Raw genomic sequence first — 17,881 nt, 5'->3', positions numbered from 1 at the left:
GCTCGCGCGGGGGCGTGGTTTTGTCGGCCGCCCGCTGCCCAAAGGGCCCGGGGGGTTTACCGTTAGCGGTTCACCGCCCGTCGCCTTTTCGTCAGGCTCGCTGACGGGTATTGCGCCACGCCATTTCGGCGTGTTCACATCTCCATACAAGGAGCGTCAAGCCCCGTCTTCACGCCAACCTCGCGATGCGATATAGCTCCTGGGGCGAAAGAGCATTATTGTTCAACAGGTGGCCATACCATCAGCACGGGACTCCGTCATATGGCAGGAGACGGGCATGAACGCTGAACCCCACTTAATCGATCAGAAGTCAGATCTGGACAGCTTTCCGGTGGTGGAGGAAGTATCCTCGCTGCTGAAACGTCCGGCAGAAGACCTTGACGCATCGATGACCACCCATGAACGGGCGGCGCTCCGGGCGGCCGTCAGTGATCTCAACACACGGTCGGCAGCCGGCGACCCCGCCGCGTTCCACGGCCAGCAACTGTTGCTCTCCCGTATCTACGGGCTGTTCACCCAGCTCCCCGAGGGGCCCACCGCCGAAGGCTCCACGCTCGTCCACGAGGTCCTTCGCCTGCTGGAACAGGCCACCGCGGCCGTCGAGGACGCCGCGCTGGAGCCGGGTGTTCTCGACTCGGCGCCCACCGAGCCGGCCGCGTACCTGTCCTGGCTGAAGAGACTCGCCCGTGAACACCGGGTCTACAAGCACCCGTACTACCGGGACTTCATCCGGAATCAGGCCACAGCCGAAGACCTGCGGCATTACGTGATCCAGGAATCGGTCGTCGACGGCCGATTCGACGATCTTCTCGCGATGATGCAGGTCGGCACCAGTGACGGCGCGAAGATGGAGATCGCCGAAAACTTCTGGGACGAGATGGGAAATGGTGACCCTTCACAGGTGCACACCCATCTCTTCAATCAGATCTTCCAGGTTTTCGACATTCAAGCCCGGGAGCTGGAAAGGTCACTCACCGCCAACGCCCTGCTGTCCGGAAACCTCGCCGTGCTCCTGTGCCGGTACCGGCACCTGTATCCGGAAGCCGTCGGATTCCTCGGCATGACCGAATGGCTGGCGCCCGAGCGCTTCGTCCACGTCGTGCACGCCTGGGAACGGCTCGGACTGCCCGACGTCGGCATCGTGTACCACAAGCTGCACATCACCATCGACTCCCGGCACGCCGCCGGCTGGTTCCACAACGTGGTCGTCCCCGCCGCCACCACCGAACGCATGCGGCGGGCGATCGCCCGGGGAACGCTGTGGCGGCTCAACTCCTCCGCCCGCTACCTCGACGAACGCATGCCCGATCTCGCCACCCTCCGACCGGTCTGACAGGAAGGGCTCAGCGCCATGGCAATCGGCCCTCAGGGATTCTCGATCATCGACTTGCCTCCGGCGGCGCCGGAGACGTTGGACAGCTACGACAACCTCCCGATCGACCCGTTCATGGGCAACGGCACGCGCTACAAACGGTTCACGCAGTACCGGCTGTCGCCGGAACCCGACAGCGACCGCGGCTGGGTCTACGAGAAGCTGCCGCAGCGCGACTACATCATCTCCAAGAGGTACAACAACGTGGCCGGCGGCATCCGCCGCCCCTACGAGCCGATCGAGGTCGACTTCACCCCGCTGGTCACCATCGGCGCCGACGCGATCGGTCTGGACCGCAGCCATGACTGGCAGATCAACATTCACCAGAACCGCAGCAGGGCCGAGAGCGAGAACGCCGCACCGATCACCCCGGAGGGCGTGCACAGCGACGGACACGAGTACATCATGATCGCCGTGCTGCGGCGGCACAACGTCGCCGGCGGCGAGACCCGCCTGTGGCTGCCGGATGCCGACGTGCCGACCTGGACGGGCACACTGGCGGCGGGGCAGGCCGTCCTGCTGGACGACAAGGCGATCAAGCACGAAGCCACCGACGTCACCTCCGCCGACGGCGGCTCCGGCCACCGGGACATCATCATCGTCGCCTACTCCACCTGGGACAAAGGGTGGTACGGCGAGGAGTACGAAGCGGCGGCCCTCTCCAACCGCCCGCTGAACTGACCTGCTGCGGCGGCCGGCTCATGGGCGACTTCGTGAAGTACCAGGCACTCGGCAACGACTACCTGATCGTCGATCCCCGGGGCGGCGGTACGGCCCTGGGCACGGAGCCCGCCCCCGGAGCGGTCCGGCTGCTCTGCGACCGGCACCTCGGAGTCGGCGCCGACGGCCTGCTCTTCGGGCCGCTGGACGCGCCCCGGCCCGGCACCGCCGCAGCACTGCGCATCTTCAACGCGGACGGCAGCGAGTGCGGGATGAGCGGCAACGGACTGCGCATGTTCGCGCTGTACCTCGGCGAGCACTACGTGCCGCAGTGGCGTACGGGGACGCCGTTCACCGTACGCACGCCCGGCGGCGACGCGGAGGTCCGGATCGCGGACGTCACCGACGGGCGGGTGTCCGTGGACATGGGCCGGGCGCGCTTCGTCACCGGCGAAGGCACGGACGACGGTGACGCGGCAACCACCGTCGTCCCGCTGGCAGGAACCGGGCCGAGCGAGGTCACCGTCACCGACCTGCACCTCGGCGTCCCCCACACCGTCGTCCTCAGGGACACGATCGACGGTGAGCTGGTGCGGCGCCTGGGCCCCGCCCTGGCCTGGCACCCCCGCCACCCCGAGGGCACCAACGTGGAGTTCGTGCGCGTCCACGACGACCGCACGCTGGACGTCGCGGTCTGGGAGCGGGCCGCCGGCCCCGTACCCGCGTCGGGAAGCGGCGCGTGCGCCGCGGCGGCCGTGGCCCGCGCCCGCGGCCTCGTCGGTCCCGACGTGACGGTCCGCATGTCCGGTGGCGAGGTCGATGTGAGCGTGGCGCGGGACGGCCGGATCAGCTCGGCCGGCACCGCGCGGGAGGTGATGACAGGAGTGCTCTCGCGGTCACTGCTCACGGAACTGGCCCAGCGGGGCACGATGCCCGGCGAGCCGTCGGGAAGGAGGGGCACATGAAGGACACCCAGGTCGCCGGAGCGTGCCCGCTGGACTGCGCGGACGCCTGTAGCTGGCAGGTGACGGTCCGGGACGGCGAAGCCGTAGCGCTGCGCGGCACCCCGGACCACCCCTACACCCGGGGCACCCTGTGTGTGAAGGTCAACCAGTTCCTGGAGCACACCCGCGCCCCCGACCGGTTGCTCCACCCCCTGCGGCGTGTCGGCCGCAAGGGGGAGGGCCGGTTCGAGCGCATCGACTGGGACAGCGCCCTCGACGAGATCGCCCAGCGGCTGAAGCAGACGATCGAGCGCCACGGCGGCGAGGCGATCTGGCCGTACCAGGGCACCGGCACCCTCGGCTTCCTCCAAGGACTCCAGGGGCGCGCCGGCAGCCGGCTGTGGAACGTCCTGGGCGCCTCGCGCCACGACATGACGATCTGCTCCATCGCCGGTCTGGTCGGCCTCCGGTACACCCTCGGCGTCAGTACGGGGATCGATCCGGAGAGCCTGGCGTACTCCCGGCTGGTCCTGCTGTGGGGAAGCAATCCCCTCACCAGTCGCCACCACCTGTGGAAGGTGATCCAACGCGCGCGCGGGAACGGCGCGCACATCGTCGTCATCGACCCGATCCGCAGCCGTTCGGCGGCCCAGGCCGACGAACACATCGCGCCCCTCCCGGGCTCGGACGCCGCACTGGCCCTGGGCCTGCTGCACGTCGTGCTCCAAGAGGGCGCCGAGGACCGGGAGTACCTGGCCGCCCGCACCGTGGGGTGGGCGGAGTTCCGGCAGCGGGTGCTGGAGTTCGATCCCGGTCGCACGGCGCGGGAGACGGGTGTGACCGAGGAGGAGATCGTCCGACTCGGCCGGCGCATCGCCCGCAGCAGGCCCACCGCCGTGGGAGTGTCGCAGGGCATCCAGCGCCACGCCGGCGGCGGCGCCGCCCTGCGGACCCTCGCCTGCCTGCCCGCCGTCACCGGGGACTGGCAGCGTCCCGGTGGCGGTCTGCTCTATTCGACGGACGGCTACTTCGGCGCGAACCGTGAAGCGCTCTACCGGGACGACCTGCTGCGCGGCCCCGTACGCACCCTCTCCATGACGCGGCTCGCCGAAGGGCTGCTGGAGGTGGACGACCCGCCCGTCGAGGCGCTGATCGTCTACGGAGCCAACCCGCTGGCCAGTTCCCCCGACCAGAACCGGATCCGCCGCGGCCTCGCCCGCGACGACCTCTTCACCGTGGTCATGGACCACTTCCAGACCGACACCGCCGACTACGCCGACATCCTGCTCCCCGCCACCATGCAGACCGAGCACCTGGACGTGCACGACGGCTACGGCCACCTGTACGTCAACTGGAACGAACCGGCGGTCGCCCCTCCAGGGGAGTGCCTGTCCACCACCGAGACCTTCCGACGCCTGGCCCGGGCCATGGGGCTGACGGAACCGGCGCTCTACGCCGGCGACGAAGAGCTGGCGAGCGACCTCCTCGACTCCCCGCACCCGTCCTTGGCCGGTATCACCGTCGACACGCTGCGCGCCAAGGGGTGGGCCCGGCTCGCCTACCCGGACGGGTTCGTGCCCTTCGCGAACGGCTTCCCCACCCCTTCGGGGAAGCTGGAGTTCGTGTCGGAGACCGCCCGGGCGGACGGCCACGACGCCGTGGCCGGATACGTTCCGGGGAGCGAGACCGAGGACACCGAACGGGCGCGGTCCTTGCCCTTGGTCCTCCTCTCCGTCGCCAACCACTTCTTCCTGAACACCGTCTTCGGGAACAAACCCGAACTGCGCCGCCGGGCCGGCCCGCCGTACGTGGTACTGCACCCGAAGGACGCCGCGGCGAGCGGCATCGCGGCCGGCGACCGCGTACGGATCAGCAACGAACGCGGCGCCTTCGAAGCCCTGGCCAGGATCGGGGACGTGGTGCGCCCGGGAGTCGCGATGACGACGAAGGGCCACTGGCTCAAGTTCACCGGCGGCTCCGGCCCCAACGCCACCGTCGACGAACGGGACGCGGACATGGGCGGCGGAGCGGTCTTCCACGACAACCGTGTACGGATCACGCCCCTTGCCCGGCGCGAGGACGACAGCAGTGAGGACGGCGGATGAAGTACCGACGACTGGGCCGCAGCGGGCTCCAGGTCAGTGAGATCGCCTACGGCAACTGGGTCACCCACGGTGCCCAGATCGACGACGGCCGGGCCGCGGAGTGCGTGCACGCGGCCCTGGACGCCGGCATCACCACCTTCGACACGGCCGACATGTACGCGGGCACGGCCGCCGAGGCCGTGCTCGGCAAGGCGCTGCGGGGCCAGCGCCGCGACTCCCTGGTGATCTCGACCAAGGTGTTCTTCCCGACCGGCCCCGGACCGAACGACGGCGGTCTGTCCCGCAAGCACCTCACCGAGGCCGTCAACGGCTCGCTGACCAGGCTCGGGACCGACTACCTCGACCTGTACCAGGCTCACCGCTTCGACGAGCGCACTCCGCTGGAGGAGACGCTCAGGACCTTCGACGACCTCGTGCGGCAGGGCAAGGTCCTCTACATCGGCGTCTCGGAGTGGACCGCCGACCAGATCGCCCGGGCCGTGCGGCTCGCCGGCGACCTCGGTCTGGAACGGTTCGTCTCCAATCAGCCCCAGTACTCGATGCTGTGGCGTGTCATCGAACCGGAGATCGTGCCCCTGTGCGAGCGGGAAGGGCTCAGCCAGATCGTCTGGTCGCCCCTCGCCCAAGGTGTGCTCACCGGCAAGTACCTGCCCGGACGGCCGCCGCCCGCGGGTTCCCGCGCCACGGACGAGGCGGGTGCCCGCTGGGTGGAGTCCTTCCTGCGCGACGAGGTGCTGGAGCGGGTGCAGCAGCTCGTCCCGATCGCCCGCGAGCTGGGCCTGACCCCGGCCCAGCTCGCCGTCGCCTGGACGCTCCAGAACCCGAACGTCGCCGCGGCCATCGTGGGCGCCTCCCGGCCGGAGCAGGTCCGCGACAGCGCGCAGGCGGCGGGCGTCCGCATCGACCCGGCGTTGCTGCGGCGCATCGACACCGTCCTCGGCCCGGTCGTCGAACGCGATCCCGCCAAGGTGGACAGTGCCGCGTAGCACCCGCCCTGCCCGCCTCCGTGCCGCCGAGTATCTGGGGAGATCCATGACCTTCATCCCGTTCGAACTGCTGGAGTGGCTGCACAAGCGGGGCGCCACCGCCACCTACAGCCTGGCCGACAGCGGCTGCCGGCCGATCCGGATGCGCGAGCTGGTCGACGACGAACAGGCGCTGAGCCGGCTCCTCGACAGCGAGCTGAACTACCCGCCGACATGCGGCACGGACCACCTGCGCGCGCAGATCGCCCACTGGCACGCCGGGAGCACCGACCACGCGTCGGAGGTCCTCGTCACCGCCGGGGCGGCCGAGGCCAACACGGTCGCCGTCGACACCCTCGTCCGCCCCGGGGACCACGTGGTGACGATGTCACCCGGCTACCGGCAGATCTGGGGTGCGGCCCAGAACCGGGGCGCCACCGTCGACGACGTCCCCCTGGACCCGGAGCGCGGCTGGCGGCCCGATCCCGACGCCCTGGCCCGTGCCGTCCGCCCCGACACCCGGGCCATCGTGCTGACCACCCCCAACAACCCGGCGGGCACCGTCCTGACCGAAGAGGAGATACGAGCGATCGTCTCCGTCGCCGACCGGGTCGGTGCCTGGATCCTCTCCGACGAGGTCCACCGCGGCACCGAACTCCGCACCGACGAGCTCAGCCCCACCTTCTGGGGCCGCTACGACCGTGTCGTGTGCGTCGGCAGCCTCTCCAAGGCGTTCGGCATGCAGGGACTGCGCCTCGGCTGGCTGATCGCGCCACCCGCGCTCCTCCCGGAGCTCCGCCAACGGCACGAGTACGCCACCCTCTCCGCGTCCGGGACGGCGATGGTGCTGGCGGAACTGGCGCTTGAGCCACCCACCTGCGCCCGGCTGCTCGACCGCTACCGCGGCTTCCTGCGCGAGAGCTGGGCCCAGATGCAGCAGTGGATCGCCTCCCACGACCACCTGCTCTCGGTCGTGCCGCCCCAGGCCACCTCCCTGGCCTTCGTCCGCTACCACCTGGACCTGCCCAGCACCGATGTCGCCGAGGCCCTGTACGCCCGCGGCAAGGTGCTGGTCGGCGCGGGCGCCCACTTCGGAACCGAGCACCACCTCCGGTTCACCCACGGGCAGGAACCGGCCCAGCTGGCGGCCGCACTGGAGAAGACCTCGCACGTCCTGAAGGAACTGAGCTCGTGAATCCCACCAAGCTGCCCCTGATCGACGCCGAGGAACTGGCGCGCCGCCTGCCCATGCCACGGGCGATCGCGGCACTGGACGGGGCCCTGCGCGCCGGCCTGGACCCCGAGGCCGACGTCCCGCGCACCGTGCTCGACGTCCAGGCAGGCCAGCTCCTGCTGATGCCCGCCACGTCGTCCTCGTACGCCGGAGTGAAGATCGCCGCGGTGGCGCCCGACAACCCCGCCCGCGGTCTGCCGCGCATCGTCGCCTCCTACCTCCTCATGGACGCCGCCACGCTCTGCCCGGTAGCCCTGATCGACGGCTCCGCCCTCACCCTGTTGCGGACGCCCGCGGTCTCCGCCGTGGCCGTGGACCACCTGGCGGCCGCGGACGCCGAACGGCTCGTCGTCTTCGGAACCGGACCGCAGGCATGGGGCCATGTGGAGGCCGTCAGGGCCGTACGCCCCATCTCCTCGGTCGGAGTCGTCGCGCGCCGTCCGGAGCGTACGGCCGAACTGGTCGAGCGCTGCCGGTCGACGGGGCTGCCCGCGGAGGCCGTCCCGCCGCAGGCCGTGGCGACCGCCGACGTCATCGCCTGCTGTACGACGGCGCGGACGCCGCTGTTCCCGGCCGCGGCGGTCGCGGACCACGCGGTCGTCGTGGCGATGGGAGCGCACGAACCGACGGCCCGCGAGGTGGACGGCGCCCTCGTCGCCCGCGCCACCGTCGTCGTCGAGGCGCGCAGCGCGGCGCTGCGGGAGGCGGGCGACCTCTTGATCCCGCTGCGCGCAGGCGAGATCGACACCGGGGTGATCGCGGGCAACCTGGCCGAACTCGTACGCGGAGCGGTGGACATCGCGCCCCGGCGGCCGAAGCTGTTCAAGGGCACGGGCATGGCGTGGCAGGACCTGGTGGTGGCCGCTGCCGCCGTCGACGGGCCCCCGTGAGCGCGCGAGGGCGACCGGAAACCGACGGCGATTTCCAGCCATGGGTCGCGACGCGTCACGGCCAAGCGTGAGGAACCGGTCCTGCTGCCCGCCGTACGCGCGGCCGCCCCGGACACGTACGTCTCGCCGACAGCTTCAGCCGCCGTGCCCGGACCGCCCAGCAGACCGACCGCACCGCCACACACGTCGCACAGCGCATCGCCCGCGCACCCCACCCGGCCGACGCTCACCGGCCTCGACCACTGCTGGCAACTCCGCCCGCATCTCTGCCAGGCATCTCTGCCGACGTCTCTGCTGACAAGGACCTTCCGTGACTGATGCCCTTTCCCTTGTCGACGACTGGGGCCCCGAGAAGATCGTCGTCGTCTCCCACCGGCGCACCGGTATGAAAGGTGTCCTGGTCATCGACAACACCGCCCGGGGCGTGGGCAAGGGCGGTACCCGGATGAGCCCCACCGTGACCGTCGGCGAAGTGGCCCGCCTGGCCCGCGTCATGACGTGGAAGTGGGCCGGCGTCGACCTCTTCTACGGCGGTGCCAAGGCCGGCATCGTCGCCGACCCCGCCGCCCGCGACAAGGAAGCGATCCTGCGCGCGTTCGCTCGTGCCCTGTCCAACGAGGTCCCCCGCGAGTACGTGATGGGCCTGGACATGGGGCTGACCGAGAGCGACGCCGCCTTCATCCAGGACGAACTCGGTGACCGCGGCGCCGCCGTCGGCACCCCCGAACACCTCGGCGGCGTCGCCTACGACGAACTCGGCGTCACCGGCTACGGCGTCGCCGAGGCCGCCGACGCCGCGGCCCAGGACCTGGGTCTGTCCCTGACCGGTTCCCGCGTCGCCATCCAGGGCTTCGGCGCCGTCGGCAGCGCGGCCGCCCGGCGTTTCGCGGAACTCGGCGCCACCGTCGTGGCGGTCTCCACCCTGCACGGCGCCCTGCACGACCCGGCCGGCCTCGACGTCGCGGACCTCCTCGCGGCCCGCGACGAGCACGGTGACCACTTCGTCACCCGCCACCCCCACGGCACCCCGCTGCCCTGCGGCAGCGAACTCACCGTGGACTGCGACATCCTCGTGCCCGCGGCGCTCCAGGACGTCATCCGTCGCACCACCGCGCAGCACATCAAGGCACGACTCGTCGTCGAAGGCGCGAATCTGCCCTCGTCCCCCGATGCCCAGGGCCTGCTCGCCGAACGCGGCATCACCCTGGTCCCCGACTTCATCGCCAACGCCGGAGGCGTCGTCGCCGCCGCCTTCGCCATGGACTCCCGCTACTCCGGCTTCCGCCCCCACACCACCACCATCTTCGAAACGATCTCGACCAGGCTGCGAGCCAACACGCTCACCGTCCTCGACGAGGCCCGGCGGCGGAGGACCACCCCGCACGCGGCGGGCCGCAACCTGGCCGAAGAACGCGTCCGCACCGCGATGCGGAGCAAGGGGCGGATTCCTCCCGACTGAGCGACAGCCGCGATGATCCGTTCGTGCCGAGACCACTGGGGTCACACGGTGCTGAGGTCATACGGTGCCGCGTTCACACGGTGCCGCGTTCATACGGTGAAGTGGTCGGGGTCCGCCGCCGCCCAGTCCGCTGCCCAGTCCTCCGGCGGCCCATCGAGCAACTGCCCCGGTTCCAGCCAGGTGTAGAGCTCGGCGTAGGAGCGGACCGTGTCCGGGCCGACGCGGCTGCGCAGCATGTGCGGGCGCAGCTCGCCCGGCTCCCGTACGCCCATCGCCGCCATGATCTGCAAGGCGCTGCGGACCGTAGCGCGCTGGTAGCGGTGCACGCGCTCGGACTTGTCGGCGACGACCAGCGCGCGGGTGCGCCGCGGGTCCTGAGTCGTGACGCCGACCGGGCAGCGGTTGGTGTGGCAGCGCTGTGCCTGGATGCAGCCGACGGCGAACATCATGGTGCGGGCCGCGTTGGTGTAGTCCGCACCCTGCGCGATGCGTTTGACGATGTCGCTGCCGGTGGCGACCTTCCCGCTCGCGCCGATCTTGATGCGGTCCCGCAGGCCGGTGCCCACCAGCGCGTTGTGCACCGTGATCAGGCCCTCGGTGAGCGGGCTTCCCAGGTGGTCGGCGAATTCCAGCGGCGCCGCGCCGGTGCCGCCCTCCGCGCCGTCGACGATGATGAAGTCCGGGGTGACGCCCTCGGCCCGCATGGCCTTGCACACGGCCAGGAACTGCTGCCGGGAGCCGACGCACAGTTTGAAACCCACCGGTTTGCCGTCCGCCAGCTCCCGCATCCTGGCCAGGAAGCCGACCAGTTCCCGGGGCGTGCCGAAGGTCCGGTGATACGGCGGCGAGACGACCGTCCGGCCTTGCGGCACCTCACGGACCCGGGCGATCTCCGCGTTGACCTTGCCGCCCGGCAGGACACCGCCCAGGCCCGGCTTGGCGCCCTGCGACAGCTTCAGCGACAGGCACTTGACCTGGTCGTGCGCGGCCTTGTCGGCGAACTCGTGCGCGTCGAAGTTCCCGTCGCGGGTCCGGCAGCCGAAGTAGCCGGTGCCGATCTCCCACACGAGGTCGCCGCCGTGCCGCAGGTGGTATTCCGACAGCCCGCCTTCTCCGGTGTCCTGCGCGAAGCCGCCCAGTGCGGCGCCCTGGTTGAGGGCCAGGATCGCGTTGGCGGACAGCGAGCCGAAACTCATCGCGGAGACGTTCAGCAGCGCCATGTCGTACGGCCGGGTGCAGTCGGGGCCGCCGACGCGCACGGTCGGCGCCTCGTCCGGCACCGGCTGCGGCGCCATGGACGGGACCAGGAACTCGTAACCGCCGCCGTACATGTCCCGTTCGCTGCCGAACGGCGCCTCGTCCTCGGTGCCCTTGGCGCGCTCGTAGACGATGTTGCGGACATCGCGGTCGTACGGGCGGCCGTCGTAGTTGCGCTCGATGAAGTACTGCTGCATCTCGGGGCGCACGCTCTCCAGCAGGTAGCGCAGCCGGCCGATCAGCGGATAGTTGCGCAGCACCGAATGGCGGCGCTGCAAGGCATCGCGCACGCTCAGGGCGGCGAGCGCCAGTACGGGGACGGCGGCCACCCACCACCAGGGCGAGGCGAGCAGGGCGGACGCCGTCAGGACGGCACCGGCCAGGACGAGGACGAAGACAACAGACAGTCGTAGCACGTCTGTCAGTCAACCGGATACCGCAGCCGAACACGAAGGGCGACATGCCTGTCCCGTGGTCCGCGCCACGGCCCCTGCGACGACGGGTCTTCGGGAGCGGCCGGCGCCGGGTGACGACGCCGGCCGTCGGCGGGCCGGGCAGTGTCGTCCGGGTCGGCTGGTCGTTGGACCGGGTATGCCGTCAGATGTCGAGAAGAGCATGGCGCCGGAGCGGACCGGGCCCCGCGGCCTGCTCCTCGATTTCGGCGGGGTGCTGACAACACCGGTCACCGACAGCATGCGGGCCTTCTGCCTCCGCGAGGGTCTGGCCCCCGACGCGTTCCTGGACGTCGTCTCGACGGACCCGGTCGGCCGGGAGCTGTACGAGAACCTGGAGTGCGGCGTCATCACCCAGGACGAATGGAACCTGCGTACCGCTCCCCTGCTGGGTGTCGAGGCGACGAATCTGCTGGGCCGCGTCCTGGCCGGCCTCCGCCCGGAGCCGGCGATGCTCGCCGCGGCGCGCTGCGCCCGGCGGGCGGGGGTCAAGGTCGTTCTCCTCACCAACAGCGCCGGCTCGGTGCCGTACGACCCTTACGAGGGTTACGGCCTCGACGCGTTGTGCGATGCCGTGGTCCTCTCCGAGCACCACGGCGTCCGCAAGCCCGACCCGGCGCTGTACAGGATCGCGCTGGAGTCCGTCGGGCTTCCCGCCCGGGAGTGTGCCTTCGTGGACGACTCGGCCCGCAACCTGCCACCGGCCGAAGACCTCGGCATGACCACCGTCCTGGACACCACCCCGACCGAGACGATCCGCCGCCTGGAAGGCGTCCTCGGCACCCCGCTCAGGTGACGGCGCCGACGGCACGTGCCGTTCGGCCGCCCGTCCGTCGCGTCACTGCGGGTCGCGGAGCTGAAGGAGATACGCGGCAGTCAGTGCGACAGCGCGGTCCTCGTCGTGCGAAAGCTCCCCGAGGGCACGGGACGCCGCCGTCCCCGGGATGTCCGCCAGTGCTTGGGTCAGCCGTCCGCGTGCAGGGGCTCCGGTGGTGTCGTGGGCGAGGCGGTCGACGAGCCTGGTCGCGATCTGGTCCGCCGTCGCGGTGTCGCTCGCCAGTCTGCTCAGTGCGTCGGCGGCGTCGGTGTCGTTCCGTCCCGCGACGATCATGTCGATGAGCACCGGGACCGCTTCGGCCACTCCCCGTGTCCCGAGCGCCAGAGCCGCGTACCCGCGGACCTCGGCGTCGGGGTCGGTGAGGGCGTCCCGCAGGAGCGCGGTCGCCTCAGCACCGGGCAGTACGGCGAGGCATTGAACAGCACGGCTGCGCACCGCGGCCACCGGCGAGCCGAGGCCCTCCGCCAGCAGTGCCGGGCCGTCGTCGCCGGATCGCGCCAACGCCCAGCGGAGGGCGCCGGCGACGCCGGGCTCCGTCTCGTTCAGTGCCGCCTCGACCAGGGCCTCCGTCGGCACCGGGATGCCGTCGGCCGAGGTGAGGGCCGCGCGCTGGCGGGCGTCGGCGCTCCGCGATCCCAGCGCCTGGAGGAGCGCGACGACCTGGAGGGCACCCTCCCAGTCGGCGGGGTCCGCGGCGTCGATCCGGCACAGCCGCGTGAGCAGCTCGGTTTCGGCCGCGATGCGGTCACGTGTCTGGCGGATGAGGTCGCCGACGAGCGCCGAGGGCGTGAACCCGGGATCATCGAGCGCGCGTCCGATCTCCCGCAGCGACAGACCCAGGGACCGCAGGCTCTCGATGTGGAAGACCCGCCGGATGTCCTGCGCCGAGTACTCCCGGTAACCGGAGCCCGTACGGCCCGAAGGCCGCACGAGACCGAGTGCTTCGTAGTGCCGGAGCATACGGGCACTGACTCCGGACCGTTTCGACACCTCACCGATCAGCACGGTACTCATCTTCCGTCCCGGGGGCCCCGGCGAGGATCCCGACGCGCTTGGCCTCCTCGATCGCCGACTCGAAGCCGGCGTCCGGGTCGCGCAGCAGCCGTTGGGTGGCGCGCGCGTGCGCACGCACGCGCGGGTCGGCGGCCGTCGTCGCGGCGAGCAGAGTCGGCACCGTCACTTCGCCCAGCGCGACCAGCGCCTGGCTGAGACTCAGCCGGGTGTCCCGGTCACCGCGTCCGAGCTGCGTCGCCAGCGCCGTGGCCAAGGCGGGTTCCGCTCCTTCCGGTACGAGCACGACCGCGGCCCGCCAGGCGCTCCGCGCCACCTCGTCGTCGGCGTCGGACAACAGGGCGGGGGTGATCGTCGGCCACGCCCGCCGGTCCCCGATCTTGGACAGCGTGTGCAGGGCCTGGCTCCGTGCCTGCGCACGCTCGGAGCGGACCTCGCGCAGCAGCCCGGGGAGCGTCAAGGACACCGGGTGGCGGGTGAGCGCCCAGGTCAGCATGTCGCGGACGAAGAACTCGGGTTCGATCGCACATCGCTCGATCAGCTTGTCGACGAAGCACGGGTCAGGCGCCGTACCGACCGCGAGGGCAGCCCGCAATCGCACGGACGAGCGACGATCCTCCAGCCCCTGCAACGCGCGTACGGTATCCGTGTCCTGTCTCGTCATGGTCATCGGGACCACCTCCTTGGGCAGCAGTGAAGACCTTGCCACCGTGTCAAGGTCAAGCGGTGACCGGACGAAAGCGGGTGAAGTCCGGCACACTTGCCCTGTGCCCGTACCGCCTGAGCGAAGGGCGGGACGTGTGTCGCTGGACGTACGTCGGCTCGTCGTCACCCCGGTCGGCCGGTCGTCGCTCCCGACGCGCCGGCCAGGCCCGGTCTCCGACGAACCCCAGGACATTCAGGCGTGCGTCTCCCGAATCAGGGACGGTGCGCACATCTGCATCTGTGCATCCAGGCAGCACCCCCGCTGGACGGAGGACAGCAGCCGCATCAGGACCGCTTGCCCGTGCGGTCCGACGACCTTGCCCTGGTGGTGTGCCGGCCCGTCGCCCCCGGCACCTCCCCCACCGGACGTACGGGCTGTCCGCCGGTGGCCACCGCCGTCCGGGGCGGCCCCGACCATGAGACGGCAGCGGCACAGGTCAACTACCTGGCGGCGCTGGCGGAGCCACCGCACGAAGCGATCCTGGCCAAGGCCAAGGCCAAGGCCAAGACCTTGGACCGCCGGATCACCTACTGGAACGCTGCGGCCCAGCGGCTGCACGGTCACCCCCCGCAGCAGGCGATCGGCTCCCATGGCTCGCTCCTCGCGCCGCCCGAGCGCGAGGAGCGAGATCGGCGAACTGCCGGACCGACTCAGCCGCGGCGCGAAGACCGGGCACTGCGGGACCATCCGGGTCACCAGCACCGGGGTACGGCTCGACGTGGACGTCACTCTCTCGCCCACCCGGACCTCCGACGGCCGGACCGGTTCCTCTTCTTCCGCCGAAGCGGGGCTTACCGATAGGCCGAGGAGTAGCCTACGGACAACGGAACGTGACCGCCTTGGGTGGTCCGTTCTTCGGCGCGGGGCTCAGAAAAGAGGCGCCGGATGTCTGTGCAGGAGTTGCTCACCGGCCTGAAGCGGGCCGTGGACGCGGGCGAGCACCGGGTGTGGGCGGTGCGGTGCGCACGTGCGTTGGGACTGGGAGGCATAGCGGTCTCGTTGCGGCAGGGCGCGGAACTGGTGTGGTTCAGCGACGACATCAGCGCACGGCTGGAGGACGTCCGATTCACCGTCGGGCAGGGGCCCGGCATGACGGCGGACTCCCACGGGGTGCCCTGTCAGGTACCGGATCTGCGCGCCCAGGAAGGCCGGCGGTGGCCGATGTTCACGGCGGAAGCCGAGGCATTGGGCGTACGGGCGGTGTTCGTGTGGCCCGTGCGCTCCGGGGCGGCGCGCTTCGGCGCACTGACCGGCTACCGTACGACGCCGGGTCCGCTGAGCACCCAGCAGGCAGCGGACGGGCTGCGGGTGGCCGACGCGCTGACCGGCCGGCTGCTGGCCTGGCACCCGGAGGCCGGCGACTCCGACGACGGGCCGGGGGTGGCGGGCGCGGTCGACCTGCACCGGGTGGAGGTGCACCAGGCCACCGGCGTGCTCAGCGTCCGCCTCGGCGTCCCGCTGGAGGAGGCGCTGGTGAGATTGCGGGCCCGGGCGTTCGCCTCGGGGCGGCCGCTGACCGAGACCGCCCTCGACATCCTGCGGGACCTGCCGACGTGAACCACCGCGGCGCGGGATCGTCGGCGCGCACCGAGGAGTGAGGACATGAGCAGGGAAGAGAAGATCACACAGACGTTCGTGGAACTCGCCGACACCCTCGTCGACGACTTCGACGTCATCGACTTCCTGCAGCAGTTGACCGTGCGCTGCCGCGACATCCTGGCCGTCACCGACACCGCCGTCCTGCTGGCCTACCCGGGGCCCCATCTGTACAGCCCCGCACCGTGCGATCCCAGCCCGGCCCTGTCCAAGGTGCTGGACCCGGCCCTGCGCGAAGGCCCTGGTCTGGACGCCTACCGCACCGCCACCACCGTCGCCCCCGGCCACCTCGCCCGCGCACCGGCCGCCTGGCACGACTTCACCACCCAGGCCATCGAGACGGGCTACACCTACGCCAGCGCCGTCCCGATGCGGCTGCGCCGAGAGAGCCTCGGCAGCCTCCTGCTGCTGCGCACCAGCGACAGCCCGCTGCCGGTCGCCGACCTGTCCGTGGCCCAGGCGTTCGCCGACGCGGCCGCCATCGGTCTCCTCCACGCCCACTCCCTGCGGCGCACCGACGCCGTCGACACCCAGTTGCACGCCGCGCTGCACTCCCGCATCCTCATCGAACAGGCCAAGGGCGCCCTCGCCGCCCGCCGCGCCCTCTCCCTCTACGAGGCCTTCACCGCCATGCGCCACCACGCCCGCTCCCACCATCTGCTGCTGACCACCGTCGCTCAGCACATCGCCGACCACGGCGACCTCCCCCAGCCACCACCCAATCGCCCCCCGCCACCCCCGAGTGAGTACGAGCACCCGTGACGGAGACCGGCATGGCCCGCACACCGGTGGGCGAGACTGGTCGCGCACCAGATACTGGGATGCAGCCGGCAAGCAGCGTGAAGAGGGCAGGTACAGCACGCACGGCGCAGCCATGACCAGGCTCAACCACCTACCCAGGGAGAAGCGCGCTACGCCCTGTGAATACCTTCTAAACACTCCACGCACCGGGCCCACACCCGCCTGCCTCGGCGTGCCGCCGCCTGGCCAGGGCTGCGGCACGCTGTACCGCTGGCGCTCTGCTGGACTGACGTGAACATGCCCCCGGCCCCCGGGCGCACGCCGGGATGGCCATGCAGTCCATGCAGCAGCTCGCTGATAGTGCGCTATACGTTGGCGCCAAGGTTGACAACAGCCGGGAGTTCGGCAGGGCCCGGCTCGCAAACTCCGTCTCGGATCGTTTGGTGAATGCGACGGCGGATCCAGTCGAGGCGGACAGCTTCGGAAGTGGCCTGGATGACGTAAGCGAAGTCTGCGCGGCGACTGTTCACGCTGGTCCGGGTCATAACGGCGAGCCCATTCAGGGAACAGCGGCGCGTAAGCGTATTCGCCAGGCACCCGTATGGAGGCCAGGCTGTTATCACTCACGTCGTACCCGGTGGCGCGGAGGCCCCCAGCTCACCTGTAGTACTCCTCGTACGCCCGAGCCGACCGGCTGCTGTCACCGCTGAACTCACCTGTCCACGTCGGCACCCTCCCGGGCAACGCACCGCCCCATCGACCGAGTAGCCCTCTGCGTCCTCGCGGCTTCGCCACCTGCGGCACCTGCTGGTGGTGCTTATCGCCGCCGCCGATTCCCCGACGGCAGCGACCGCTCACCGCGGCCTGCCGGCCGACTGCGGTGAACATTCCCTGACCCTCTTGCAAAACCGATCAAGGTCATGGCCGAGTAACCCCTTTCCCCGACCGTAAACCCACCGCCCTATGCCAGTTGTCCAACCGCATCCGATGCGCCCGGTGCGCCCGGTGCGCCCGGTGCGTAGGAAATCTCATGCAGACGATCAGGGATCCCGCTGGGGCAGACCATGCTGCTAGCGCGCACCGAGCTGGTCCGAGCCGCCGGAGGGCACGGCGGCCTGCCCCAGGCCGAGGGCTTCCTCATGGTCAACGGCGTCACCACCCTGACCGCGGGCGAACGGCTGCCCCACGTTGTGTGCTCTTACCGCAAGCCCCCACCAGGGACGCGCCGCCCTGGCCGAGCGCTTTGATCTCACATCCGCGAGTTGATGCGCTCTGTCCGGATTCCAGTTCATCGATCGCGCCACCAAACCACTGGTCCTCGCCCAACGCAGAGCAGGGTTCTCCCACGAAGCGGACGCGTTCCTCAAGACCCGTCGGCAGGCTTCAGCCGCCAACCGGACGTCGATCCGGATCTCCGTCCAGGAAGCTGACGTCTGGGAGGAGACGTATTTGCGGGTACTTCAATGAGTGCCGGCGCCCGGGGCGCGTCAGGCGACAGCACACTGGGCACGGACGCGCACTGCCAGGCCGGTGCCCAGCGCCGGGGCTTCGCCCGCATCCACGACTGGCTGGGCGACGTCATGGCTGAAAGCGCCTGAGTCCGCCCGGGCACCGGCCCTTCCTGTCTCCCCGTCTCCCGGCGGCGGCTGCG

The 17,881-nt window shown here is 70.9% G+C and carries 16 protein-coding genes; 13 read left to right on the top strand and 3 right to left on the bottom strand.

Annotated elements, in window-relative coordinates; translation table 11 throughout:
- The first annotated feature begins 277 nt into the window (after positions 1-277).
- From AB0A97_RS21715 to AB0A97_RS21680, 8 genes are all read left to right on the top strand, one after another.
- The gene (locus AB0A97_RS21715; protein WP_361152352.1) at positions 278-1,333 is read left to right on the top strand and encodes an iron-containing redox enzyme family protein; all 1,056 of its coding nucleotides are present in this window, start codon (positions 278-280) and stop codon (positions 1,331-1,333) included.
- Positions 1,334-1,351: 18 nt separating this feature from the next.
- The gene (locus tag AB0A97_RS21710; protein ID WP_361152349.1) at positions 1,352-2,053 is read left to right on the top strand and encodes a 2OG-Fe dioxygenase family protein; all 702 of its coding nucleotides are present in this window, start codon (positions 1,352-1,354) and stop codon (positions 2,051-2,053) included.
- A 20-nt stretch (positions 2,054-2,073) separates the two neighbouring features.
- Entirely contained in the window at positions 2,074-2,997 is a 924-nt protein-coding gene (gene dapF, locus AB0A97_RS21705) for a diaminopimelate epimerase (RefSeq protein WP_361152346.1), read from the top strand.
- The gene (locus tag AB0A97_RS21700) at positions 2,994-5,081 is read left to right on the top strand and encodes a molybdopterin-dependent oxidoreductase (RefSeq protein ID WP_361152344.1); all 2,088 of its coding nucleotides are present in this window, start codon (positions 2,994-2,996) and stop codon (positions 5,079-5,081) included. Before dapF ends, AB0A97_RS21700 begins: the two co-directional genes overlap by 4 nt.
- Positions 5,078-6,067, top strand: a complete 990-nt coding sequence (locus AB0A97_RS21695; RefSeq protein WP_361152341.1) for an aldo/keto reductase family protein — start codon at positions 5,078-5,080, stop codon at positions 6,065-6,067. Before AB0A97_RS21700 ends, AB0A97_RS21695 begins: the two co-directional genes overlap by 4 nt.
- A gap of 46 nt (positions 6,068-6,113) precedes the next feature.
- Entirely contained in the window at positions 6,114-7,241 is a 1,128-nt protein-coding gene (locus AB0A97_RS21690) for an aminotransferase class I/II-fold pyridoxal phosphate-dependent enzyme (protein ID WP_361152338.1), read from the top strand.
- A complete protein-coding gene (locus tag AB0A97_RS21685; RefSeq protein WP_361152335.1) occupies positions 7,238-8,170 on the top strand; it encodes an ornithine cyclodeaminase family protein in 933 nt (310 codons plus the stop codon). The genes AB0A97_RS21690 and AB0A97_RS21685 overlap by 4 nt, the downstream gene beginning before the upstream one ends.
- 310 nt (positions 8,171-8,480) lie before the next feature.
- Positions 8,481-9,629 carry a Glu/Leu/Phe/Val dehydrogenase dimerization domain-containing protein gene (locus AB0A97_RS21680; protein ID WP_361152333.1) on the top strand — a complete coding sequence of 383 codons (1,149 nt, stop codon included), beginning with the start codon at positions 8,481-8,483 and terminating at the stop codon, positions 9,627-9,629.
- Between the two features lie 89 nt (positions 9,630-9,718).
- On the opposite strand, the gene AB0A97_RS21675 is transcribed toward AB0A97_RS21680, so the two are convergent.
- Positions 9,719-11,302, bottom strand: coding sequence for an FMN-binding glutamate synthase family protein (locus tag AB0A97_RS21675; RefSeq protein ID WP_361152330.1), 1,584 nt, complete (start codon positions 11,300-11,302; stop codon positions 9,719-9,721).
- 175 nt (positions 11,303-11,477) lie between these two features.
- Between AB0A97_RS21675 and AB0A97_RS21670 the strand changes: the two genes are divergently transcribed.
- Positions 11,478-12,134: an HAD-IA family hydrolase gene (locus AB0A97_RS21670; RefSeq protein WP_361152327.1), complete on the top strand. Its 657-nt coding sequence runs from the start codon at positions 11,478-11,480 to the stop codon at positions 12,132-12,134.
- A gap of 42 nt (positions 12,135-12,176) precedes the next feature.
- Here the strand turns inward: AB0A97_RS21670 and AB0A97_RS21665 are convergent, their stop codons facing one another.
- Together AB0A97_RS21665 and AB0A97_RS21660 are read right to left on the bottom strand one after the other, a co-directional pair.
- Complete coding sequence (locus AB0A97_RS21665; protein WP_361152712.1) at positions 12,177-13,181, bottom strand: MerR family transcriptional regulator; 1,005 nt, start codon at positions 13,179-13,181, stop codon at positions 12,177-12,179.
- Positions 13,168-13,857 (bottom strand): HEAT repeat domain-containing protein, encoded by a 690-nt coding sequence (locus AB0A97_RS21660; RefSeq protein ID WP_361152324.1) that lies wholly within the window; start codon positions 13,855-13,857, stop codon positions 13,168-13,170. The genes AB0A97_RS21665 and AB0A97_RS21660 overlap by 14 nt, the downstream gene beginning before the upstream one ends.
- Positions 13,858-14,193: 336 nt before the next feature.
- On the opposite strand from AB0A97_RS21660, the gene AB0A97_RS21655 reads away from it, so the two are divergent.
- The 4 genes from AB0A97_RS21655 to AB0A97_RS21640 all read left to right on the top strand — a co-directional run bounded on the left by AB0A97_RS21655 (position 14,194) and on the right by AB0A97_RS21640 (position 17,828).
- Positions 14,194-14,694 carry a PAS domain-containing protein gene (locus tag AB0A97_RS21655; protein ID WP_361152321.1) on the top strand — a complete coding sequence of 167 codons (501 nt, stop codon included), beginning with the start codon at positions 14,194-14,196 and terminating at the stop codon, positions 14,692-14,694.
- A gap of 84 nt (positions 14,695-14,778) precedes the next feature.
- Complete coding sequence (locus AB0A97_RS21650; RefSeq protein WP_361152318.1) at positions 14,779-15,450, top strand: ANTAR domain-containing protein; 672 nt, start codon at positions 14,779-14,781, stop codon at positions 15,448-15,450.
- Positions 15,451-15,495: 45 nt separating this feature from the next.
- A complete protein-coding gene (locus AB0A97_RS21645; RefSeq protein WP_361152315.1) occupies positions 15,496-16,251 on the top strand; it encodes an ANTAR domain-containing protein in 756 nt (251 codons plus the stop codon).
- 1,442 nt (positions 16,252-17,693) lie between these two features.
- Positions 17,694-17,828: a hypothetical protein gene (locus AB0A97_RS21640; RefSeq protein ID WP_361152312.1), complete on the top strand. Its 135-nt coding sequence runs from the start codon at positions 17,694-17,696 to the stop codon at positions 17,826-17,828.
- Positions 17,829-17,881: the final 53 nt, after the last annotated feature.

The organism is Streptomyces sp. NPDC045470, assembly GCF_040646595.1.
Taxonomy (GTDB): domain Bacteria; phylum Actinomycetota; class Actinomycetes; order Streptomycetales; family Streptomycetaceae; genus Streptomyces.
This window is presented reverse-complemented; position numbering and strand designations above follow the sequence as displayed.